The organism is Phytohabitans kaempferiae (assembly GCF_042433955.1).
Lineage (GTDB): Bacteria > Actinomycetota > Actinomycetes > Mycobacteriales > Micromonosporaceae > Phytohabitans > Phytohabitans kaempferiae.
In genome coordinates this window covers 1-22,452 of the sequence record NZ_JBHLUH010000009.1, presented here as the reverse complement: position 1 = coordinate 22,452, position 22,452 = coordinate 1, and the positions used below count along the sequence as shown (strand labels likewise).

Sequence of the window (22,452 nt, the reverse complement as noted above, 5' to 3'; positions counted from 1 at the left end):
GAAGCTGCATTACGCGAACGCCTTAAGCAGGGTGACCTACTCGTCGCTTTCATACTCGTGTGCCTGTTCGCCCAACCTGCGAAAAAAGTCGGCATAGACCATGAGGCCGCGATCGAGATTCTCGAGCCGAAGAAACTCGTTCGGGCCGTGGAGATTCTCATCGGGCATTTCCCAAGCAAGGAAGACTGTTTCGATGTCCAGCATCGATTTCACGATCGCCGCAACCGGCAGCGAGGCGCCCATGTAGATCAGGTGCGGATCGCGCCCGTATGACGCAGCCAAGGCTTCGCGCGCCATGCTAAAGCCATGATGATGGGGGTCGATTGTGTACGCTCTCGACGACTCGATGATCGATCGCACCTCCATCGTGACCCCTGGTGGGCAATGTCTCGCCACGTGACTGCGGATCGCATGGATGACCTCATTGGGATCTTGGTCAGCGACAAGTCGACAACTGACCTTTGCGTGTCCCTCGGCAGGAATGATCATCTGCGAGCCGGTCCCCTGGAACCCACCCCAGATCCCATTGACGTCCAGCGTGGGCCGGATTGAGTTGCGCTCGACGGGGCTGTAAGCAGGGTCTCCGACGATCGCCGGGATCCCAACGGAGTCTGAATACGTGCCAGCATCGAAGGGATGGTCGCGCTCATGGAGATCAGCAAGGGGACGAATGCCCGTATCGAAGCCCTCGATGGTTATCCTTCCGTTGGGTGCCTTCATGCTTGCAAGCACCGAGGCGAGCGCGTTGAGCGGGTTGGGCGCGAGGCCGCCGTGGAGGCCGGAATGCAGATCCGAAGGTGCGCCGTAGGCATCTAACTGCAGCGCGACGAGCCCTCGGCTCCCGAGGATCAGAGACGGCTCATCGTGCCCCCACATCGCGCTGTCTGCGCTTACCGCGTAGTCCGCTCGAAGGCGGTCGGAGTGGGAGGCTATGAAGTCCACAAGGCTTGGCGAACCGACTTCCTCCTCTCCTTCGAAAAGGAAGATGAGCCCCACGGGCGGGCGTGTAGCGAGCCGTGCGTACGCTTCCGTAACTGCGACGGGAATCATTAGGTTGCCTTTGTCATCGGTGGCTCCGCGACCGTAGAGCCTCCCTTCACGAACCGATGCTTTGAACGGGTCCGAATGCCATTCCTCGTTCGGGCCCGCTGGCTGGGTGTCGTAGTGGCCGTATATGAGGATCGTTGGTCTGCCCGGAGGCGCTGGCCAGCTCCCCCAAACGATTGGGTGCCCTGCAGTCTGCATGACCTCGACCGTCGGCACTTCGGCCCGACGCAGGCGATCTGCCAGCCATGTAGCTGCGTGGTCGATGTCGGTGCGGTGTTCTGGGAGTGCGCTGACACTCGGAATGCCGACCAGAGCCGAGATGTCGTCGATGACCTGTGCCCGATTGATCCGAAAGTGCTCTCGCAGCTCCACGAGTTCGGGCAGGGCCGTCATCGGGCCGGCTCCTTGCCCGATGTGTCACCGCTGGGCGGGTGGACGAGTGAAACGCCGTCGGATGCGGGAAACGATCTATGTGGGTCGAGGGGGCCGCCTGATGTGGTCAGGGCGTACGTGTTACAGCTAACGAAGCCCCCGTCCACGACGATCTGTGCGCCGTTGATCTGCCTTGCTTCATCGGACGCCAGAAAGGCGACGCTGGCCGCAATGTCTTCGGGAGTCGTCATGCGGCCAGTTGGGATCATGCCCTCGAACTCCGCCACGATGGCCTCAAAAGTAACACCCCGTTCGGTCGCGAGCCCTGTGGCCCATTGGTCCCACAAAGGAGTGCGAATATCACCGGGGTGGATGGAATTGCATCGCACATCGAGCTTTTCTCGCGCGCAGTACTGAGCCACGGTGCGCGTGAGATGCGCTACTACAGCTTTGGTAGCTCCGTACGCTGTCCCGAAGGGAGTAGCCAAGAGCGCGGCAACGGATGAGACGTTGATAATCGCGCCGCCGCCAGCCTCTCTCATCGCGCCGATCGCAGTCTTGCATCCCAGAAACACTCCGTCCGAGTTCACGGCGAACAGGCGATGCCACTCTGCGAGGCTCTGATGCTCGGGATCTGCCGCCTCCGCCTTCGCAACGACGCCTGCATTGTTGACAAGCACGTTGAGCGGACCGAACTTCTGTCGCACAACCTGGCATAGGTTCTGCCAACTCGTCTCATCCGCTACATCGTGTGCTACGAACGTGGCATCCAGTTGCTTCGACGCCTGCGAGCCAGCTGCTTGGTCGATATCCGTGATGATCACGGTGGCTCCTTGGGCAGCCAATCGCTGGGCAACGGCGAAGCCAAGGCCCGACGCACCGCCTGTGACTACCGCGACACGATCCTCGAGGTTCATCGTTCCTCAACTCCTTCTTGGTTCTGGGCGATTCGGGCATTCAGCTGATTCTGACCCGGCTGGTCACGGAGTTCGAAGGGCCCTGGCCGTGGTTCGGTCAGTAACGGCCAGCGGTCAACAGATGCAGAAGACTGAGGGCACGGTATACTTGCGCGAGTCTTCACGCAAGAGTGAATGTTCATGTTCTACTAAACATTGAAAGGCGGGTCATGGGATCCACCGCAGGCGCAAACGGAGTGCGAGACGAGTCCCAGTCGGTCGTGGAGGAGTACGGGGTCCGCGTGGGCGCGGTCATGAACTGGCCGCCGCTCGCCGGGCGGATGATGGCCACGCTGATGTTGAACGATGGCCCTATGACCGCGGACCAGCTGCGAGAGGAGCTGGGCGCGAGCGCTGGTGGCATCTCCGAGTGCTCCCGGATCCTGATGGAGAGCGGCGTGGTGGAGCGAATCAAGACGGCTGGCACTCGGAAGAGGAGCTACGCCTATCGGCCAGATGCATGGGTGGCGTGTCTTCAACATCAGATCGCGATGAGCGTACAACTCCGGGACCTTGCGACCTCGGCGTGCAAGACGCTGCGCCGAAAGCCCAAGCACATCAGGCGCCGGTTCGAGGACATGAGGCACTACCAGGACTTCATGACCAGGAGCCTGACCAACCTGGAGGACAGCTTCAAGGAGGCGGCCGGCTTCCAGGAGCCGTAGGAAACCCCTCCTCCGGCTGACCCATAGGCGGGCCTGCCCATGGTAACCGCGGCATCGGCATCACGCGCCGCTAGACCCGACCCCACTGATGGTTTACGATCGAGTGAAAACTCACCCGTACCTGAAAGTTGGGAGTCGACTGGTGACCTCAGCATCTCGCCCCGCACCTGTACAACGGACGACCGTCCTGATCATCGGCGCAGGGGTATCTGGCATCGCCATGGCGGTGAATCTCCGGAAGCGGGGCATCGATGACTTCGTTGTTCTAGAGATGAGCGAGGGAGCAGGAGGAACCTGGTGGGACAACCGTTACCCCGGGGTTGAGGTGGACGTCCCGTCCAGCTTCTACTCCTTCTCGTTCGCGCCGCATGTGTTCTCCCGCACGCATGCCGACGCGGGCGCGATGCTCGCGTACTTGAACGAGGTGGTCCGAGCACACGACCTCGCTGGCTGCTTCCGCTTCGGGGAGAAGGTCGAACGCGTTGAGTGGGACAGCGCCTCCGCCGAGTACGAGGTGGAGACCGTCGCTGGGAGTAGGTGGCGGAGCCGCTACGTCGTCAGCTGCGTGGGCCAGCTGAACAACCCCGGCTACCCCGCGTGGGCAGTGGACTCACCATTCCAGGGCGAGTTGGTCCACACGGCGCGCTGGAACGACGCGATCGCGCTGAACGGCAAGTCGGTCGCAGTTGTCGGCACCGGCTCGACCAGTGCGCAGGTCGTACCTGAGGTGGCCAAGACCGCTGCGTCGGTCTACGTGTTCCAGCGACAGCCAGGATGGGTCCTTCCGAAGGAAGACCGAACCTATTCACAAGCGGAGCGCGCCAGGCTCGAGCGCTCGCGCGTACGTCAACGGCTGGCGCGGCTGCGCACGTACGTCGATATGGAGCGGCTGACGGCCTCGGCGCGGAAGGGCACGAAAGCGAATCGCCGTATGCAGCAGGCCGCGGAGGAGTATCTCGCCAAGACCATCGAGGACCCCGTTCTGCGCACGGCACTGCTGCCGGACTACCCGTTCTTCGGCAAGCGAGTGGTTCTCAGCCAGGACTTCTACCCCGCGCTCAATCGCCCGAATGTCACCCTCATCCCCAAGGCCGTCGATCACCTGACCCAGAAGGGCGTGGTCGACGTGTCCGGCCAGGAGACCGTCGTGGATGTGGTGATCCTTGCCACCGGCTTTCAGCCCTCGAACTTCCTCGCCACCTTCGATGTGATCGGGAAGGGTGGCGCCAGACTCAAGGAGCAATGGGGGGCAGAGCCACGGTCGTTCCTCGGCATGATGACCCCAGGCTTCCCGAACTTCTTCGTGACCTACGGACCAAACACCAACGGCGGGAGCATCATCTTCTTCGTCGAGCGACAGGCTGAATGGATCAGCAAGGCCCTCGGTGTCGCCGAGAGACACCGCCGGTCGATTGAGGTGCGGCCGCGCGTCGTCGAGCTGTGCGACAAGCTCGTCGCCTGGGGCAACTCCAGGTTCGTGTGGTCCCACACCCAGAACAACTACTACACGTCGACCACCGGCAGAGTGGTGACTCAGTGGCCGTTCAGCCAGACGACGTACTGGGTCCTGACGCGCCTCATCCGACCACGACTTGCTTGCCGCGTGCGCTAGGCCGCGCACCGCCGAGTTCGGTGGCCAGAACAGCCCGAGCGTCTCATCGCGTAGCAGCCCTGCCAGCTCGGACAGCCGCGCAGGCCGGTCACCGCCGGCGAGACCGAGAGTTTACAGACCTATGAATATTCGAGGTTGCGTGAAGTCTCACTGTTCTGCGAGACTCCGTCAAGCGCGAGTCGCTCTCAAGGGGTGCGGTGACCATGCCGCCAACCGCTACATCAGAGCCAGGAGGCCAGATCGGTGAGTCACCACACTCGAATTGGATCGCGTGGCGGCATGCCTGCGGGGCCGACTCTGCTGAAGAACTTCATTGGCGGCGAGTGGGTACCGGCGGCCGCTAGCGCAGAGGTGCCTGTGGTCGATCCCCGCACCGAGACACTCGTTGTGCGTGTCCCTGCCGGTTCTGCGGAAGATGCCGATGCGGCAGTCCGGGCCGCTCGTGCGGCAACATCTGACTGGGCCGCGACACCTCTGAGGGAGCGGGTACGCCTCGTTGAACGGGTCGCAAACGCCGTGGAGAGCCACATCGCGGACCTTGCGAAGCTAGAGCGGCGAGAGATGGGCAAGCCGCTCCGTGAGGCGGAGCTGTTCATCAGAAGTGGAGTTCAAGCCCTCCGATCAAGCATCAAGCACGCGCACGAATACCAGTTTGTCGAGGCGCACGCCGGCGAAGGCGACACTCAGATCGAGGTGGTGCGGCTTCCGCTCGGCGTTGTCGCGCTCATTGTTCCTTGGAACTTCACCGTCACCAACGTGCTCCTCGCAGTTGGTCCACTCCTCCTCGCTGGCAACACTGTCGTAGTCAAGCCCTCGGAGAAGGCGCCACTCTCCGCGGTGCGGATGTTCGAGCTGCTTGAGCTTCCCCGTGGGGTTCTTAACCTGCTCCTCGGGGACGGTCGTGCCGGGGAGCCTCTAGCGGCGCATCCGGGTGTCGACCTCGTACATTTCACGGGGTCCGTCAAGACGGGGCAGACGGTGGGGGCCCTCGCTGCGTCCAACCTTCATCGCGCGGTCCTGGAGCTCGGTGGAAACGACCCGGCGATCGTCGACGCCGGTGTCGACCCTGCATGGGCCGCGCAACAGCTCGCTTATGCCTGCTTCGTCAACAGTGGCCAGATATGCACCTCGGTCGAGCGCATCTACGTGCACACTGAGATCGCTGACGCGTTCATTGAGGCGTTGGTTGCGCAGGCCGAGGTCTACACCAAGGGAGGCGACGGTTCCGAACCGTCCCCGCTTGGACCTCTGGTGGACGCCAGACAGCGACAGATCGTTCACCGACACGTCTCCGACGCTGTATCGCGCGGCGCGGAACTCCTAGCCGGCGGCTACCTTCCGGACGGGCCGGGCTTCTACTACCCAGCCACGGTCCTCCTTGGGGTCGAGGATGAAGCAGACCTGCTGCAAGAGGAGACGTTCGGACCGGTAGCACCCATCGTGGTGGTGCGGGACTTCGACGAAGCCATAGACCGCGCGCAACGCAGTCCCTTCGGGCTGGCCGCCACCATCCTCTCCGCAGACCCTCGGAACATCAGTAGGGCGCAGGAACTCCCGGCGGGAATCGTCTGGATCAATGAGTGGCAAGGCGGCGGTTTCGACCGGACGTATGAGCCGGCCGGCATCAGCGGCATGGGGGCGACTGGCGGTGCTGCCTCGTACGACGCCGCGACCCGCCCGATGACAATCGTCCACGCGCGCGCCAAGGCTCGATAGTCGGAATAAAGTACTTAGATTTCGACGTCAAAGAGAAACCCAGTAGTAAAAGGAGTCCCACTTCATGAAGTTCCTCTTACGGAGGTCAGCCACAACGCTGGTGGTCTTGGCCTTGGCGGGCACGCTCACGGCGTGCGTCGAAAGTGGTCAGGGGTCGAGTACCGACGGTAAGGCCAGCGACTGCACACCAAGCGACGCCAAAGAGATCTACATCAGCTTCGGGTACGACAACAACCCCATCGTCGCCACGCTCAAACCTCACTCATTCGCGGAGGCGCAGAAGCGCGGGTATAAACTCACGTGGACCAACGACGCCGATAAGGCCGAAACCCAGGCGTCCAACCTCCAGGCCCTTGCGGCCCAGAAGGTTCCCGCCGTGTCCATCTTCGCGCTGGACACGAACGCGGTCACGCCTGCCGTTGAGCAGCTACGAGAGGCGTGCACCAAGGTCGTTTCGTACGCCGGCGAACTCGAGGGAACGGACGCGCACATCGGTCTGAGCCTCGTCGAATCTGGACGAATCCTCACTGAGGGTGCAGTTGCCTGGGCGAAGGAGAACGGCATTTCGCCCAAGGTGCTGATTATCAACAACAACGACCTCGCCCCAGGAAAGTTGCGTTACAAAGGGCTGCTAGAGGGTTTGAAGTCGGATCCTGACGTGGATGTGGAGATCGTATCCGATCAGAAGGCGGCGACTGACGCAGAAGCAGCGTCGCTCTCCCAGCAGGTGCTTCAAGCAAACCCGGACATCAACGTCATCGTCGCGTTCAACGACAACTACGCACTCGCCGCTCTCCAGGCGATGCGCAACCTCGGCCGCGACACAGGCCCGAATGCAAAACTCTGGGTCGGAGGCATCGACGGCAGCATCCAAGCCTTGGAAGAGTTGAAGAAGAACAACGCCTATCGTGGCTCATCCGCCGTCGACATGAAGGAAGTCGGTTCGGCCCTGGTCGACATCCCGGCCGATGTACTTGAAGGTAAAGACCCCGGCACGTACGAGTTGCCTTACGTGTTCCTTCCGCAAGGTGACCCAAGGATCGACCAGTTCCTGGCCAACGCAACGGCGGGGTGACGATGATTGAACGGGGTGGTCAGTCCGCGGGCCTGGAGGTCCGCGGACTGACCAAGAGTTACGGATCCACCCGGATCCTCCACGGCCTCGACTTTGCTGCAGGCCCAGGGTCGGTGCACGCCCTCCTGGGGCCCAACGGTGCGGGCAAGTCAACACTCATCAAGTGTGTCAATGGAGTCGTCGGCTGGGAGCAAGGCACCATCACCATTGACGGTGCACCGTTGAGCGGACTGACGCCCGGCGGGGCACGAGAGTTGGGCGTGGCGACAATCCACCAGCACCTCTCCCTCATCGACTCCCTGACAGTTGCAGAGAACATTTTCCTTGGCCGAGAGATGCGTCGTGGGCCGTGGCTCAGGCGCCGGGCACAGCGTGTGCACGCGCACGACATCCTCGGTCCGTTCCGGATGAGTCATCTGGTTGACGCACCCGTCAGTAGCCTAGGTGCCGGTCAGAAGCAGCTCGTCGAGGTCGCCAAAGCGCTCGCCCAAGGCGAGACGAAGGTGCTGATCCTCGATGAGCCGACCGCTTCCCTCTCGGGCAACGAAAGCGAGACCCTCTTCGGTGAGATCGCTCGTCTCAAGGCTGAGGGTGTCTCCATCATCTACGTCACCCACCGACTCGGTGAGGTCTTCCGGATCGCCGATCAGGTGACCGTCCTAAAGAACGGCCACGTCGAGTTATCCGAGGCCATCAACGCGGTCAAGCCCATCGACGTCTATCGCGCGCTCTCCGCCACAGACGGGGAGCCGAACGACGCTAAGCGGAATGGAGCTGGCGGTCCTGTCGCTCTGGCCGTGCAGGGCCTGCGGGGGCCGCGGTTCGGGCCCGTGTCACTTGACGTCAAGAAGGGTGAGATCCTCGGCCTGTACGGGGCTCTGGGTGCTGGCCGGACGTCTCTACTTGAGACGCTCGCGGGTCGATACCCGAGCCAAGACGGGTCAGTTCAGGTCAACGACCAGACCATCACGCTTCGCAGCATCAACGCTGCTCAACGGCAAGGAATCGCCCTCATACCCGCCGATCGTCGACGGCAAGGGCTATGGCCGTCGCAGTCGGCCAGTATGAATGCTCTCCTGCCAAGCCTCGGGCGCATTGCTCGACATGGGATCCTACGTCGCCCCGGGGCAGAGCGGATCGCGTACGCAGAACTGGCCGATTCCCTGGAGATTGTTCCACCACACCCCGACACCGAGGTGTCAACGATGTCGGGCGGCAACGCACAGAAGGTGCTCGTTGCCCGCTGGCTGGCCGTAATGGGGTCGCTCCAGGTTCTACTCGTGGACGAGCCCACAAACGGGGTCGACATTCGGGCCCGCGAACAGATCCACAAAGCCCTAGTCGAGGCAGCCGCAGAGGGCCTCGCGGTTGTCGTCTCGTCTAGTGACGCCGAGGAACTGGTCGCCTTCGCTGATCGAGTTCTCATCTTCGACAACGGCCGAGTGATCAACCAACTGACCGGAGCGGACATCACCGAGGCCAACTTGCTCGCCGCTGCCCACCAAGTCGAGCAATTCACAGCTGAGCTCACCGACCAGACTTCCACGGAGGCCCGATGACCACACACGACTCGAGGCGGCGTGAGCTAGCTTCTAGCTGGCTCGCCCGGCACGCGCTAAAGATCGGCTTGCTCGTACTGGTCTGCTACTTCCTAGTCCAGATCCCAGAACGCTTTGCGACGATCCGAAATGCCGAACAGATTGCGATCGCAATTGCGATCCTCCTCATCGCCGCGTCGACCCAAGCGGTCCTCGTGCTCATGGGCTACGTCGACCTCTCAATTGGATCGGTCGCAGGTCTGTGCGGTGTTGTCGCTGGCCTCATGATCAATGACGGCATATCCCCTGGCCTCGCTATCGGCACAGGGATCTTGATCGGTGCGATCGTTGGCAGCATCAACGGATTGCTCTGCGTGTACTCAGGCCTATCGCCTGTGATTGTGACACTCGCAGGACTGGCACTTTACCGAGGCATGGCTCAACTGATCGCCGATACACCTCCACACACCTTCGGCAGCGTGATGGCCTTCCTCGGTCGGGGAAGCATCGCTAGCATACCCGTCTCGGTCCTGATCGCCGCTATAGTGCTGGGGGCGGTGTGGCTCTTTGTCGCACGCACTCCCCAAGGGCGGCATGTCTACGCCATCGGCGTCAACGCCGAAGCGGCACACTTGTCCGGCGTGCGCGTCAAGCGCATCGTGACCCTGGCTTTCGTCGTATCGGGCGCGAGCGCGGGGCTCGGCGGCATTCTCTTCGCGGCTCGCTTGGACTCAGCAGGATCGGGCTCCCTCGGTGTCGGATTCGAGTTGGATGTGTTGACGGCCGTGCTCCTCGGTGGCATCGCGTTCACCGGCGGCCGGGGAACCATCGGTGGTGTGCTGATCGGCGTGCTATTCCTCGGCGTGCTAAAGAACGGCATGCTGCTCATGGGAGTGCCGTCCTATTGGCAGTCTGTGGCCTCCGGAATCGCGCTGATCGTTGCAGCCGGACTTGATCGAGTCGCAAACGCAACACGAGTCGTCCCCCGGGCAAGTCAAACGGGCAACGACCCAGGGGCGAACCCGCTTCGGCCCGCCGAGCAGGGCAAGTCTGCAAACCCACGACCACATGAGCCAGCGAGGTCCGCGACGTGACAGCAGAACGACAGCATTGCTCACCTGCTCTCGAGAGACGGAGGCGCTCCGATGACGGATCGCGAGTTCACAGTGACCCGTGTTGCGGCTGCTCAAGCCCACCCAGCCTGGCTGGACCCGGCGGCGACAGCAAGGAAAGTAGTCCGGTGGCTTGAAGATGCGGCTGCTCAGGATGTCAAGCTCGTCGCTTTTCCCGAGACCTTCCTGGGCGGGTATCCGTTCTGGGTCGAGCTGACAGGCGGTGCGAGATTCAACGACGCACGCCAGAAAAAGGCGTATGCCGAGTACCTCGGTGCTGCGGTCGAGACAGTTGGACCGGAGATCACGTCGATCGTGGAGGCGGCACGTGACCTTGGGGTCTTCGTATACCTGGGCGCACTCGAGCGCGCCACCGACCAGGCACGGGGGACGGTTTTCTGCTCCCTGCTTGCCATCGATCCCGACCAAGGGCTCGTCGGCGTACATCGCAAGCTGATGCCGACCCATGAGGAGCGTCTGGTCTGGGGCTTCGGCGACGGGAACGGTCTCGTTGTCCACCAGTCGGGCGGGCTCAACGTTGGTGGGCTGAACTGTTGGGAGAACTGGATGCCACAGCCCCGGCACGCTCTCTACGCCCTCGGCGAAGAACTGCACGTCAGCGTGTGGCCCGGACATCCACGCAACACCATTGACCTGACCAGGTTCATCGCTCTCGAGGGCCGCGTGTACTCCTTGGCCGCCAACGGCCTCATCTCCCTGGCCGATGTGCCGCCAGCGTTCTCCCTCTACGAGGAGCTCGCTGAACTCACGACCACCGACTTCTGCACGGGCGGCTCCGCGCTCGCGGCTCCAGACGGTTCATGGCTCGTTGAGCCAGTAGCCCACGAGGAACGGCTCATCGTAGGCGACATCGACACGGCCAAGGTCTACGCCGAACGACAAAACTTCGACCCGACAGGCCACTACGCCAGACCCGACATCTTCAACGTTCGCGTCGATCGCAGCCGTCGCCGAGCCTCAACCTTCTTCCAAACACCGGGTCTGCTGCAGCAGTAGGTGACATCTGATCTGGCTTGTCCTGTGGGCGGCCTGGAAGGGATGTCGAGGTGGTGGCGGCGTACCGGGCGAACGTGTCGTTCGACGCCCACCGTGACGACCCGGAGTTCGGCTACCGGTTCCTGGCCGATGAGGCCCGCGTCGTAGGGCAACCGATGGCCGAGCGGACCGCTTGGCGGATCTGCTCTGGCAACGGCTGGTGGAGCACGTTCGGCAAGAAGGGGCGCCGCGGCAAGGCCGCCAAGGCCGGTCCGCCGGTGCATGACGACCTGGTGCGCCACCATTCGATCAACTGCCTGTTTGGGCGAGAGGCCAAATCCTGCGGCCGTGCGGGCATGGAGTGAGTTTCGCTCGGGCATGCGAGCGCTGGTGGCGGGCTGCGGGCGAGCTGCCCTACCGGTATGACACCTTCTCTACACAGAGGAGGCGCGGGCCCGTCGCCTCGTACGCCCGGAATTGGACACTTCCGCCTGACCTTCCCAAGCCTGTGGTGCCTCGCTATGCTCCGGAACCGGACTTGATCAGATATCAAATCTTGGAGTGGAATCGTGGGCGACCGGAAGACCGGTGGAGAAGGCGGCGGCGCGGGGGAGACGTTGCTGGTCGGCGGCCTGCTGTTGGCGTTCGCGGCCCTGGTCGGCGTGCTGCTCTACGTGGCCCTCGGCTGACCCCGCCGGGGCGGCGATCCACCAGGGACGGATGCTGCGTCCGGTGCGGTGCCGCCTGTAGCGGTCCGCGTGCTCTCCGCGCCGCGCGCCGGGCGGCCCAACCGATGCGTCGGGCGCGTGTCGGCCCCAACCGATGCGTCGGGCGTCTGGCGGCCCCAACCGACGCGGCGGGCATCTGCCGGCGGCAATCGACGTGGCGGGCCTCTGTCGGCCGTAACCGTCGAGCCGGGCGTGCGCCGGCGCCATCGTTGAGAGCGGGCGTCGAGGGCCAGCCTGCCGAGCGCCGGCCCGCGCCTCCAACGCGTGAGAGCGCCAGGCCACGCGAACCGACCTGGAACGCCCGGACCGGCTACTGCGTCTTCAGCTCGACGATCCGGGCCACGTACCGGGTCTCGCCCACATTGGTCAGCGTGTGCGTGTCGCCGGCGGGGCGGAACACCACGCTGCCGGTCGGCTCGGGCGCGTCGCGGAGCTGGCCGTCGACCGTCTCGACGAGGTTGATGGCGCCCTCGACCGCGATCACCAGGTAGGGGTGCTCGTGGTGGTGCAGCGCCTGCGTCTCGCCCGGGCCGAGCATGACCTGCCAGACCCGCACCAGCTCGTTTTCCAGGATGATGCGGTAGCCGACCGGCCCCAGCTCGGGCTGCTCCTGCGTCACTACGCGTCCTTGTCGTCGAGCCGGGTCATCTTCTGGATGACGCGGGAGCGGGAGTTGTGGATGTGTACCCGCAGGGCGTCGGCCGCGGCCACCGCGTCGCGGGCCATGCAGGCGGCGAGGATGGCCTGGTGCTCGCGGTGACGCTCGGCGGCGGCCTCGGGGCTGCGAGTGCCGGCGAAGCGGTAGCGCTCGCTGTTTTGCCACACCGGCTCCAGCGCGCGCAGCAGCCACCGCGAGCCGGCCGCCGCGTAGATCGCGAAGTGGTAGTCGGTGTGCGCCTGGCGGGCCGCCGCGACGTCGCCGAGCTGGCTCGCGCTCATGTGGCGGTCGAGCGCGGCGCGCGCCTTCTCGGTGTCGCGGTCGGTGAACCGCGGCGCCGCCCGCTCGATCGCGGTGACCTCCAACAGCAGGCGCATCTCGTGCGTGTCGTGGGCGTCGTCGAGCGTCAGCTCGCGGACCCACGCGCCCTTGTGTGGCACGACCTCCACCAGGCCGAGCGACTCCAGCCGCCGGATCGCCTCGCGGACCGGCATCATGCTCATGCCGAGGCTCTCCGCCAGGTCGGTGAGGCGCAGGGGGGAGCCGGCGGCGAGATCGCCGGCCAGGATCGCCTCGTGGAGCTGCGCGGTGGCGGCGTCGGCGAGGGTCCGGTGGGTGGGGGGAGCCGGCCGGCCCGTCGGCATCGAGCCTCCTCGAAACAGAGCAAATATCAGAAGGGAATTGTCGCGCAGTGCCCAAGGGGCCCGATGCTACATCATGGCGCGCTGGAAATATCGCGACAGATACGCGCCAAGATCCCGCCCCGGTGCTCGGGGCGGGATCCACCTGGACGGTCCGCTTTAGACGGTCGCGCCGACGCGCTCCGCCGCGGTGCTGGTGGGCGTCGCCGTGGCCGGCCCGGCGCTCGCCCGGCCGAGCGCCACGAGGACCAGCCCCACGATCGCGTACGCGGCGAGGATCCACATCGCCTGGCCGCCGCCCGCGCCGTCGAAGTACGCGGTGGAGCGGAGCAGCGTGCCGCCCGCGCCGATCGGCAGCCACTGGCCCACCTCGCCCCACGGCTGGGGGAGCAGTTGGGGTGCGGCCGCGACGCCGGAGAGCGCGTTGCCCACCAGGAAGATGACCAGCGCGCCCAGCCCCGCGCCCGGCGTGCCGAGCACCGCGGCGAGCCCGCTCACCGAGGCGGCGACGGCGAGCGTGAACAGCCCGATCGCGGCGGCGTTGAGCAGGTAGTCGCCCGGGATCACGCCGAGCCAGAACTGGAGCACGGCGGCGGAGGCGAGGCCGGCCAGCACCGCGTACCCGATGAGGCTGGCCAGGCGCGGACCGCGCCGCCGGATGACGGAGAACACCGCGACGCCGGCCAGCAGCGAGGTGATCGCCAGCGGCAGGAAGCCACTCGCGAAGCCGGTGCCGCGCGGGTCGTCCGGGTCCAGCGGGACGACCTCGACGACGCGCGGGGCCTGGCCGCCGTTGAGCTGGGCGGAGGCCTGGGTGAGCAGCGTCGCGACGGTGGGGCTGGCGGCCGGGGCGGTGTGCAGCGCCAGCCCGTCCGGGCCGACGACGAAGGCGGCGTAGGCGGCGCGGTCGCGCAGCGCCTCGTCGGCCGCCACGGCGTCCGGCACGGTGGTCACGTCGAACGCGCCCGGGCGGGCGCTCTCCAGCCGTGCCGCGAGCCCTTCGGCGGCGGGCGCCGGGCCGGCGACCACCACCGGCAGGTCGCGCGGCTCGATGTGGGCGGCGGGTGCGCTGAAGAGGGGTACGAGCAGCGCCTGCAACGCCACCACGCCGACCGCGATCACCAGGGCGAGGAGGGCGGGCGAGGGGTGGCGGCGGGCTGGCGCGTGGGTGGTGCCATCTCCCGGCTGTGCCATGTCGACTCCTAAAACGAACACTCGTTCTCCTGAATTCAGGCTGTCACCGGTCGATGGCCACTGTCAAGAACGAGCCTTCGTTTTACGATGTGTGCCATGCCACGCCGCGCGGACGCGTACCGCGACAGGGCTCCCGGCCGGCGCGGTGTGCCAACACTCCGGCGGCAAGGACGAGACCATCGCGACGGTCGCCGAGGACGCCACCGACCGGCCGATCGAGGTCTTCGTCGAGGAGGCCACCGACCGACTGGTCGAGGCGTGTTCGCGGAGGAGGCCGCCGACCGGGCTGATCGCGTGCGCCGAGGTGCGGCCGGTCCGGCGGCGGTGCCGCTGATCGACGCGGTGGAGCGGGCGGTCACGGCATCAGCGCGAGCCCGCTCTCCGGGTCGTAGAAGCGCAGCGCCTCCACCTCCGCACGCAGGTGGACCTCGTCGTCGGCCGCCGCCGGGAACGTCGCGGGGGCCTGCACCTTGAGCTGGTGGCCGGCGAGGCACACCGTCAGCAGCAGCGCGGCCCCGGTCGGCTCGACCACCTCGACCCGGGCCGGTACCCAGCCCGCCACGGCGTCCTTCGCGACCTGGACGTTCTCCGCGCGTACGCCGACCACGACCTCGCGTCCGTCCCACGTGGACAGATGCGCGGGCGCGGGCAGGGCGGTGTCGCCGATGGCCAGGGCGCCGTCGCGTACGCGGGCGGTCAGGAAGTTCATCGGCGGCGAGCCGAGGAAGCCGCCGACGAACCGGTAGGCCGGGCGGTCGTACACGTCCAGGGGCGGGCCGATCTGTGCCACCTTGCCGTCGCGCATCACCGCGACCCGGTCGCCGAGGGACATCGCCTCGGCCTGGTCGTGCGTCACGTACAGCGTGGTGGTGCCGAGCTGGCCCACGATCCGCTTCAGCTCGGCCCGAAACTGCAGCCGCAGCAGCGCGTCCAGGTTGGACAGCGGCTCGTCCATCAGGAGTACGGCCGCGTCGACCACGATCGCCCGGGCCACCGCCACGCGCTGCCGCTGGCCGCCGGAGAGCTGGGCGGGGTAGCGGTCCAGGTAGTCGCTCAGCTGGAGCAGCTCGGCCGCCCGCCTGACCCGCCGGTCGAACTCGTCCTTCGGCACCTTGCGCATCGTCAGGCCGAAGCCGATGTTCTGCCGGACCCTCATGTGCGGGAAGATCGCGTACGACTGGAAGACCATCGACAGGCCGCGCTGGCGGGCCGGCAGGTCGGTGACGTCCCGGCCGCCGATCCGCACCGTGCCGCTGTCCGGCGTCTCCAGGCCGGCGACCATGCGCAGCAGCGTGGTCTTGCCGCAGCCGCTCGGCCCGACCAGCACGAGAAACTCCCCGTCGGCCACCTCCAGCGACACGTCGTCGGTGGCACGCCTACCGCCGGCCGCATACGTCTTCACCAGGTTTTCCACCGTGACAGCACTCAACTGAGCCACCCTTTCGTTCGCGGCTGCGAGGCTCGCAGGTTGGCCGCCACCGCCCCCGCGGGCCGTCGAAGCTCATCCCTCGCCCTCACCGGAGAGTCGTCCCCCACATGTTCAGCAAGTAGCGCCGCATCACGGCGATGAAGACCAGCGCCGGCAGCACCAGCGCGAGGCCGCCGGCGAAGCGGTACGCCAGCGGCGAGTCGGCGAGCGTGGTGAGCACCTGCGCGGGCAGCGTGCGCTGGTTGAGGGTCAGCACCGTGGCACCGAGCACCTCGTTCCAGGAGAGCATGAACGCGAACATCGCCGCCGCCGCGATGCCCGGCAGCGCCTGCGGCGCCACCACGCGCAGGAATGCCTGGAGCGGCGACGCCCCGAAGATCATCGCGGCCTCCTCCTGCTCGTGCGACACGCCCACGAAGATCGCCGCGGTGATCAGCACCGTCGTCGGCAGCGCCAGCGCAGTGTGCAGGAGCATCACCGCGTACGTCGTGTCGTACAGGCTCGCGTCCAGGAAGATCCGGGCCAGGGGTACCGACAGCACGACGATCGGCAGCGCCCGCGTGAGCAGCAGGAAGAGCTGGTACGTGTCCCGCCCGCGGAACGCGTACCGGGCCACCGCGTAGCCCGCCGGCACGCCCACCAGAAGCGCGAGCAGCACCGTGCCGAGGCCGACCGTGAGCGAGTTGAGGAAGCCGCCGGTCACGCCGGTCGACCGGAGGAACGTGGACATCGTCTCGGTCGACGGGTCGGTGGGCAGCAGCGGCAACGGGAAGCGGTTGAGCGACTCGCGGCTGGAGAGCGCGGCGAGCGTGATCAGGTACAGCGGTACCCCCATGAAGAGGGTGATCGCGACGCACGCGGCCTGCACCGCGGCGCGACTCCAGCGACGGCGGCGGCTCATCGCGCCACCGTCCGGTCGCGCAGCAGCCGGAGGTAGCCGGCGGCGGCCAGCATCGACACGGCCAGCACGACGAGCGCGATGGCGGTGGCGACGTTGGGGTTCTGGAGCGCGTTGTACCACTGGTATGTCTCGCCGACGAGCAGCGGCAGGCTGCGGCCGGTGAGCGCCTGCGCGACCGCGAACGTCTCCAGCGCCAGGATCGTGCGCAGGATCAGCGCGACCTGAAGGCTCGGCCGGAGCTGGGGGAGCACCACGTGCCGCAGCCGCTGCCAGTACGTGGCGCCGAAGACCGCCGCCGCCTCGTCGTAGTCCTTCGGGACGCCCTGGAGCCCGGCGACCACGATGACGAGCACCAGCGAGGTGGAGCGCCACAGCTCGGCCACCACCACCGCGAGGAACATCGTGGTGGTGTTCTCGTACGAGAGCCAGGCGTAGCCGCCGAGCCCCAGGTGGTCCAGTGTGGAGTTGAGGTAGCCGCGGTCGGTGAAGACGGAGAGCCACACCAGCCCGGCGGCCAGGTCGCTGATCGCGAGCGGGATGACCCAGATGTAGAAGTGCACGCCGGCGAAGCGCGGCCGCTCGCGCAGCAGCAGCGCCATCGTCAGCGCGAACGCGAACTGGACCGGGATCAGCACCACGATGAGCAGCGCGGTGTTGCGGGCCGCCGGCCAGAAGTACGGGTCGTCGAGCATCCGCCGCACGTAGGCGAGCGTGGGGCCGTCCGGCCCGCTGAACGCCTGGCCGATGCCCACGACGAGCGGCCAGGCGAACAGCGCGGTCATCACGATCAGCGACGGCGCGATGAGCAGCACCGCCGCCGGTACCCGGGCCCGGCGTCTCGCCCCCGGCATCAGGCGACCCGGCACGGGCTGCCGGCGGGGTCGGGGCGCCAGCACGCCACCTTGAGTTCGTCGAGGATCGTGTTGAGCTGGCCGGCCTGCGCGTCGAGTACCTGCTGGACCGGCCGGCCGTCGAGGCAGACCTCCTTGAACACGTTCTTGAAGACCTGCCCGACCTCGCCGTCCCGGGCACCGACGCCGACCGGCGGCAGCGAGACGATCGTGTTCGCCGCCTCCTGCTGGGCCTTGACCGCGGCGGCCTCCAGGCTGACCGCGCCGGGCAGGTCGGCCGGGAGCTGGGCGTTGGTGACCGGGAAGAAGGCGTTCTGCCGCAGCACCTCGGCCTGCACGTCGCCGGTGGTCAGCGACCTGATGACATCCTTGGCCCGGTCGGCCTCGGGCGCGCCGGTGGGGATCGCGAGTCCGGCGACGACCAGCATGTAGCCCAGTCCCTTCGGCCCGCTCGGCGCCGGCACCATCAGCCAGTCGTCGGGCTTGTCCCCGGGCGCGTCGCGCAGCCGGGCCACGTGGTCCCAGGCGACCAGCACCTCGCCGCGCTGGAGCGGCTCCTGCATGCTGTCGTAGTTGGTGGAGGCGGGCACGGTCTGCGCCCAGAGCTGCTTCATGTACTCCCAGGCCACCACCGCGTCGGGGCCGCGGAACGTCGTGACCTGCCCGCCGGTGAAGCTGGGCAGCAGGTAGCCCTGGAAGAAGCGGTGGTACAGCCCCTTCGGGCCGGCGGGGAGGCCGAAGACCGGCTTGCCGCCGTTGCCCTGGCGCGCGGCGGTCATCCAGGCGAGCAGCTGGTCGTACGTCAGCGTCCGCACGTCGGCGCCGCTGGGCAGCCACTCCAGCGCCTTCTTGTTGAGCGCGAGCACGTACGTCGCCTGCATCCACGGGATGTACTTCGTGGTGCCGCCGGTGAGCTTGGCCAGGTCGGTGAGATCGGTGGCGAAGCCGCGGTCGCCGAGCGAGCCCAGCACGTCGTCGAGGTCGGCCAGCCGGCCGGCGTGCGGGGCGAGGTCGCCGTGCAGGCCGCCGAGGAGGCTGAGCTGCACCTTCCCGGCGTCCACCTGGGACTGGACGGTGGTGGCGAAGGTGCCCGCGTCGACGGGGTTGAACGCGATCCGCTGGCCGCTGATCCGGTCGGCGAGGATCTTCTCGAAGCGCTGTCTCTCCTCGACCTGCGTGAACTGGCTGGACAGGAAGTTGACGGCGCCCTCGCCCCCGTCGGCGCCGCTGGTCGAGACGCCGCCGCAGGCGGTCAGCGCGGGCGCCGCGGCGACGCCGAGGCCGAGTCCGAGCAGCCCACGGCGGGAGATCCGGAGTCGGTTGTCCATGCGGTTCGTCATCTTTACTCCCCAGGTACTGATGTCGGCACCGATACGTGAGAGTTAATGTATTTGATCCGCTGCCGTTCCACCGGATACGAATCGGCGACCACATCACCGTCTTGCCATAACAGATAAGACTCCTTACTGTTCTGCGAGAGGGCGCCGCCGCCCGTGGGCCACAGAGCGAGAGCGACCGGAGCGACCGTGACCTGCCGGGCGGCTCCACGGCGCACGAGCCGCCCGGGCGCAGCTCGGGCCAGAGTTCCAGTCGCCACTATCCGGGAGTGCCCATGCGCAGACTGCTCGGCGCCGCAATAGCCATCACGACCGTTCTCGCCGGCGCGGCCGCCGCCCCGACCGCCGCCGGCGCCACCACGAAGCACCGGGACGGCTTCGTCCGGGTCGGATACTTCACCCAATGGGGTATCTACGGCCGGGCGTTCCCGGTCAAGAACCTCGACACCTCCGGCGCGGCGAGCCGCCTCACGCACATCAACTACGCGTTCGGCAACGTGACCGAGGACGGTCGCTGCTATGTGGACGGCGGTCCGGGCGAGGGCGACCCGTGGGCCGACTACCAGCGTCCGGTGCCCGCCGAGGAGAGCGTCGACGGCGTCGCGGACACCTGGGGCGAGCCGCTCAACGGCAACTTCGGGCAGTTGCAGAAGCTCAAGGCCAAGCACAAGAGCCTGAAGGTGCTCATCTCGCTCGGCGGCTGGAGCTGGTCGACGTACTTCTCCAACGCGGCGGCCACCGACGCGGCGCGCAAGAAGTTCGTCGCCTCCTGCATCGACCTGTACCTCAAGGGCGACCTGCCCAACCCGGACGGCAGCGCCGGCGGCCCCGGCTCGCTCGCCGGCGTCTTCGACGGCATCGACCTCGACTGGGAGTGGCCGGGCTCGGCCGGTGAGCCGGGCAACGTCATCCGCCCGGAGGACAAGCAGAACTTCACCAAGCTCCTGGCCGAGTTCCGCAAGCAGCTCGACGCGCTCGGCAAGAAGAACCGCAAGCACTACGAGCTGACCGCGTTCGTGCCGGCCGCGCCGGCCACCATCGACGCCGGCTTCGAGGTCAAGAAGATCTTCAAGTACCTGGACTTCGCGACCGTGCAGGGGTACGACTTCCACGGCACCTGGGAGCTGCGGGCCAACCAGCAGTCGGCGCTGCGCGTGCCGGCTGGCGCGCCCGACAACCCCGACTTCTCCGTCGACTCCACCATCAAGGCGTGGATCGACCGGGGCGCGCCGCGCAAGGCGCTCGTGCTCGGCATCCCGTACTTCGGCCGCGGCTGGACCGGCGTGACCGGCGGGCGCAACGGTCTCTTCGGCCCGGCGACCGGCCCCGCACCGGCCACCTTCGAGGCGGGCAGCGAGGACTACAAGAAGCTGAAGACGCTGTCGGGCAACGGCTTCACCGTGCACCGCGACCTGCGCGCCGGGCACGCCTGGCTGTGGAACGGCACGACCTTCTGGACGTACGACGACCCGGCCGTGGTGCTCCAGAAGATGCTCTACATCCGCACGCAACGCCTCGGCGGCGCGATGATGTGGTCACTCGACGGCGACGACGACAACGCCACGCTGACCCGCACCATCCACTTCGGTCTGTTGTGACGGTGTGGCTTCTGGGGCAGGACGACCCACTCCAGGCGGTCAGGCTCGGGCCTTCCGCGGTCGTCCTGCCCCAGAAGCCTCGCCGCCGTCCTGACCGCCGTCACCGCCCTGCCGGGGAGTGCGGTCGCCGCGCCGGCGGAGCCCGGTGGTGGCAAGGGCCTGCTCGACCGGCCTGAGCGGCGGTCGCGGACAGGCCTCAGGCGGCGCGGCGGCCGACCCGGGCCTGGGCGGGACGCTCGCGGACCAGGCGGAGCGCCGGGCGGGCCGGCGTGGGGTCCGGCTCGTCGAAGCGAGCCCGCCACGCCGGCCGGGGCGTGCGCTGGCCGTTCGGCGGCTCACCGCGCGCAGGCTGGAGACGGCTGAGCACGACGACCAGCACGTACCCGGCGAGGATGAACCCGTGGCTCAGCACGCGGTCGAGGTCGACCCGGCCGGCGATCACGTCGCTGGCGGTGAGCAGGCTGAGCGCCGCCACGAACGCGGTCAGCGTGGGGATCAGCCCCGAGCCCCGGCCACGGCTCAGTGCGATCCAGGCGAAACCGGCACCGACCGCGACGTTCCACGCGGCCGACTCGTGCCACAGGTGGTCGGGCCCCACGCCGAACGTGTGCAGGTGCTGCCCGGCCGCGAACCCCCCGATCTGGGCCGCGCCGAGCAGGAACTGCACCACGCCCAGCACCCCGAGCGCGACCCGCACCCCCCGCACGAGCCGGGCCCGACCCCGGCCGGGAGCGGCGGCGAGCACCGCGTCGCTGACCCGTACCTCGTGCGTGACCACGCTCGTCCGGGCCATCCGGGTCACCCGCGCCGCAGCGTCGAACCACCGCCGGCACGCCGCGCAACCGGCCAGGTGCACGTCGGTCGCCGCGCGCTCGGCCGCATCGTCCTCCCCGTCGAGGCGCGCCGACAGCGCCTCGCGATACTCTTCGCACCCCACGTAGGGATAGTCGGTCACTGGGCGTCCCCGGTTCCCGGCGGGGTGCCGGTTGTCACGATTCGCGACGCCGGCCCGTCCCTCCCACATGACCAAAAACCCCTTCGTCACGATCGTGACGCTCCTGGGCGCCCTGCTGACCGGTACGGCCGCCGTGTGGTGCCTGGCCGCGCCCGGCTCGTTCGCCGACCTCGTGGACTTCCCGAGGCACGAGCACTTCGTCCACGACCTGGGCGCCTTCCAGCTCGGCCTCGCCGTCTCCCTGCTGCTCGCGCTCGTCTGGGCGGACGGGCTGGCCACCGCGTTGGCCGGCTTCCTCGTCGCGAACGTCGTGCACGCGGTCAACCACGCCGGCGACCTCGACCTCGGCGGCCGCGGCTCGGACCCCTGGCTGATCGGCGCGATGGCACTGCTCACCGGCGCCGCGCTGGTGGCACGGCTGCGCCAGCTCGGCTGGGTCGTCGGCCCGGTGGCGGTGGCGACCAGCCCGGCGCTCGCCCCGTTCGCGCGGCAGAAGACGGTGCGGCTCACCACGTACCGCCGGGACGGTCGCCCGGGCGCCAGCCCGGTGAGCATCGCGGTGGACGGCGACCGCGCCTTCGTGCGCAGCTTCGAGAGGTCGCTCAAGACCCGGCGGCTGCGCCGCGACCCCCGCGCGGTGATCGCGCCGTCGACCGGTCGCGGTCGGGAGACGGGTCCGGGGGTACCGGCGACGCTGCGTCTGCTCGACGGCGCCGAGAGCCGGTACGCGGCGCGGGTCCTGCGCGCCAAGTATCCGTTGCTGCACGGCGTCGCCGTGCCGCTGACGCACCGCCTCGCGCGGTCGAGGACCGGCCGCACCGTCCACTTCGAACTGATCCCCGACCCGGCCGCCGCGGGCCCCGCCGCTGCCGAGGAGGCAGCAAGGTGCACCGCCACGTCAAGCTCCGCGACTCCGCCGACCTCGACCGGCCCGAGCTGCGCGCCCTGCTGGCCGCCGCACTCGCCGCCGACACACGCCCTCGGTGAGATCTAGACGACTTGTGGCGTCATACGCGCCATAGGTCGTCTAACTCGAAAATCGACGGTGACCGGACGCGGGGCAGCGTCCCG

General features: G+C 67.4%; 21 protein-coding genes. 11 read left to right on the top strand and 10 right to left on the bottom strand.

Going from position 1 to position 22,452, the window contains the following annotated elements:
• Positions 1–36 precede the first annotated feature (36 nt).
• Complete coding sequence (locus ACFFIA_RS06865; RefSeq protein ID WP_377247169.1) at positions 37–1,440, bottom strand: dipeptidase; 1,404 nt, start codon at positions 1,438–1,440, stop codon at positions 37–39.
• Positions 1,437–2,336: an SDR family NAD(P)-dependent oxidoreductase gene (locus ACFFIA_RS06860; protein ID WP_377247166.1), complete on the bottom strand. Its 900-nt coding sequence runs from the start codon at positions 2,334–2,336 to the stop codon at positions 1,437–1,439. The genes ACFFIA_RS06865 and ACFFIA_RS06860 overlap by 4 nt, the downstream gene beginning before the upstream one ends.
• Positions 2,337–2,596: 260 nt before the next feature.
• Between ACFFIA_RS06860 and ACFFIA_RS06855 the strand changes: the two genes are divergently transcribed.
• From ACFFIA_RS06855 to ACFFIA_RS06820, 8 genes are all read left to right on the top strand, one after another.
• The gene (locus tag ACFFIA_RS06855; protein WP_377247163.1) at positions 2,597–3,040 is read left to right on the top strand and encodes a GbsR/MarR family transcriptional regulator; all 444 of its coding nucleotides are present in this window, start codon (positions 2,597–2,599) and stop codon (positions 3,038–3,040) included.
• A gap of 142 nt (positions 3,041–3,182) precedes the next feature.
• On the top strand, positions 3,183–4,652 hold the full coding sequence (locus ACFFIA_RS06850; RefSeq protein WP_377247160.1) for a flavin-containing monooxygenase: 1,470 nt from the start codon (positions 3,183–3,185) through the stop codon (positions 4,650–4,652).
• A gap of 279 nt (positions 4,653–4,931) precedes the next feature.
• Complete coding sequence (locus tag ACFFIA_RS06845; RefSeq protein WP_377247157.1) at positions 4,932–6,368, top strand: aldehyde dehydrogenase family protein; 1,437 nt, start codon at positions 4,932–4,934, stop codon at positions 6,366–6,368.
• A gap of 64 nt (positions 6,369–6,432) precedes the next feature.
• Positions 6,433–7,443, top strand: a complete 1,011-nt coding sequence (locus ACFFIA_RS06840) for a sugar ABC transporter substrate-binding protein (protein ID WP_377247154.1) — start codon at positions 6,433–6,435, stop codon at positions 7,441–7,443.
• Positions 7,444–7,445: 2 nt separating this feature from the next.
• Positions 7,446–9,002: a sugar ABC transporter ATP-binding protein gene (locus ACFFIA_RS06835; RefSeq protein WP_377248274.1), complete on the top strand. Its 1,557-nt coding sequence runs from the start codon at positions 7,446–7,448 to the stop codon at positions 9,000–9,002.
• Positions 8,999–10,075 (top strand): ABC transporter permease, encoded by a 1,077-nt coding sequence (locus ACFFIA_RS06830; RefSeq protein ID WP_377247151.1) that lies wholly within the window; start codon positions 8,999–9,001, stop codon positions 10,073–10,075. The genes ACFFIA_RS06835 and ACFFIA_RS06830 overlap by 4 nt, the downstream gene beginning before the upstream one ends.
• Before the next feature lie 51 nt (positions 10,076–10,126).
• Positions 10,127–11,110: a carbon-nitrogen hydrolase family protein gene (locus ACFFIA_RS06825; protein ID WP_377247148.1), complete on the top strand. Its 984-nt coding sequence runs from the start codon at positions 10,127–10,129 to the stop codon at positions 11,108–11,110.
• 50 nt (positions 11,111–11,160) lie between these two features.
• The gene (locus tag ACFFIA_RS06820; RefSeq protein ID WP_377247145.1) at positions 11,161–11,454 is read left to right on the top strand and encodes a hypothetical protein; all 294 of its coding nucleotides are present in this window, start codon (positions 11,161–11,163) and stop codon (positions 11,452–11,454) included.
• Positions 11,455–12,127: 673 nt separating this feature from the next.
• Here the strand turns inward: ACFFIA_RS06820 and ACFFIA_RS06815 are convergent.
• The 3 genes from ACFFIA_RS06815 to ACFFIA_RS06805 form a co-directional block, all read right to left on the bottom strand.
• Entirely contained in the window at positions 12,128–12,436 is a 309-nt protein-coding gene (locus ACFFIA_RS06815) for a cupin domain-containing protein (protein ID WP_377247142.1), read from the bottom strand.
• Positions 12,436–13,119: a GntR family transcriptional regulator gene (locus tag ACFFIA_RS06810; protein ID WP_377247139.1), complete on the bottom strand. Its 684-nt coding sequence runs from the start codon at positions 13,117–13,119 to the stop codon at positions 12,436–12,438. The genes ACFFIA_RS06815 and ACFFIA_RS06810 overlap by 1 nt, the downstream gene beginning before the upstream one ends.
• 156 nt (positions 13,120–13,275) lie before the next feature.
• On the bottom strand, positions 13,276–14,310 hold the full coding sequence (locus ACFFIA_RS06805) for an ABC transporter permease (RefSeq protein WP_377247136.1): 1,035 nt from the start codon (positions 14,308–14,310) through the stop codon (positions 13,276–13,278).
• A 145-nt stretch (positions 14,311–14,455) separates the two neighbouring features.
• Between ACFFIA_RS06805 and ACFFIA_RS06800 the strand changes: the two genes are divergently transcribed.
• Complete coding sequence (locus ACFFIA_RS06800) at positions 14,456–14,644, top strand: hypothetical protein (RefSeq protein WP_377247133.1); 189 nt, start codon at positions 14,456–14,458, stop codon at positions 14,642–14,644.
• Positions 14,645–14,665: 21 nt separating this feature from the next.
• On the opposite strand, the gene ACFFIA_RS06795 is transcribed toward ACFFIA_RS06800, so the two are convergent.
• From ACFFIA_RS06795 to ACFFIA_RS06780, 4 genes are all read right to left on the bottom strand, one after another.
• The gene (locus ACFFIA_RS06795) at positions 14,666–15,739 is read right to left on the bottom strand and encodes an ABC transporter ATP-binding protein (protein ID WP_377247130.1); all 1,074 of its coding nucleotides are present in this window, start codon (positions 15,737–15,739) and stop codon (positions 14,666–14,668) included.
• Between the two features lie 85 nt (positions 15,740–15,824).
• Positions 15,825–16,640, bottom strand: coding sequence for a carbohydrate ABC transporter permease (locus ACFFIA_RS06790; RefSeq protein WP_377247127.1), 816 nt, complete (start codon positions 16,638–16,640; stop codon positions 15,825–15,827).
• Entirely contained in the window at positions 16,637–17,491 is an 855-nt protein-coding gene (locus ACFFIA_RS06785; protein ID WP_377247124.1) for a carbohydrate ABC transporter permease, read from the bottom strand. Before ACFFIA_RS06785 ends, ACFFIA_RS06790 begins: the two co-directional genes overlap by 4 nt.
• Entirely contained in the window at positions 17,491–18,831 is a 1,341-nt protein-coding gene (locus tag ACFFIA_RS06780; protein WP_377247121.1) for an ABC transporter substrate-binding protein, read from the bottom strand. Before ACFFIA_RS06780 ends, ACFFIA_RS06785 begins: the two co-directional genes overlap by 1 nt.
• Before the next feature lie 272 nt (positions 18,832–19,103).
• On the opposite strand from ACFFIA_RS06780, the gene ACFFIA_RS06775 reads away from it, so the two are divergent.
• Positions 19,104–20,426 (top strand): glycoside hydrolase family 18 protein, encoded by a 1,323-nt coding sequence (locus ACFFIA_RS06775; RefSeq protein WP_377247118.1) that lies wholly within the window; start codon positions 19,104–19,106, stop codon positions 20,424–20,426.
• Positions 20,427–20,622: 196 nt separating this feature from the next.
• Here the strand turns inward: ACFFIA_RS06775 and ACFFIA_RS06770 are convergent, their stop codons facing one another.
• Entirely contained in the window at positions 20,623–21,363 is a 741-nt protein-coding gene (locus tag ACFFIA_RS06770) for a zf-HC2 domain-containing protein (protein WP_377248271.1), read from the bottom strand.
• Between the two features lie 85 nt (positions 21,364–21,448).
• Between ACFFIA_RS06770 and ACFFIA_RS06765 the strand changes: the two genes are divergently transcribed.
• Positions 21,449–22,375 (top strand): PPOX class F420-dependent oxidoreductase, encoded by a 927-nt coding sequence (locus ACFFIA_RS06765; RefSeq protein ID WP_377247115.1) that lies wholly within the window; start codon positions 21,449–21,451, stop codon positions 22,373–22,375.
• The last annotated feature ends 77 nt before the right edge of the window (positions 22,376–22,452 follow it).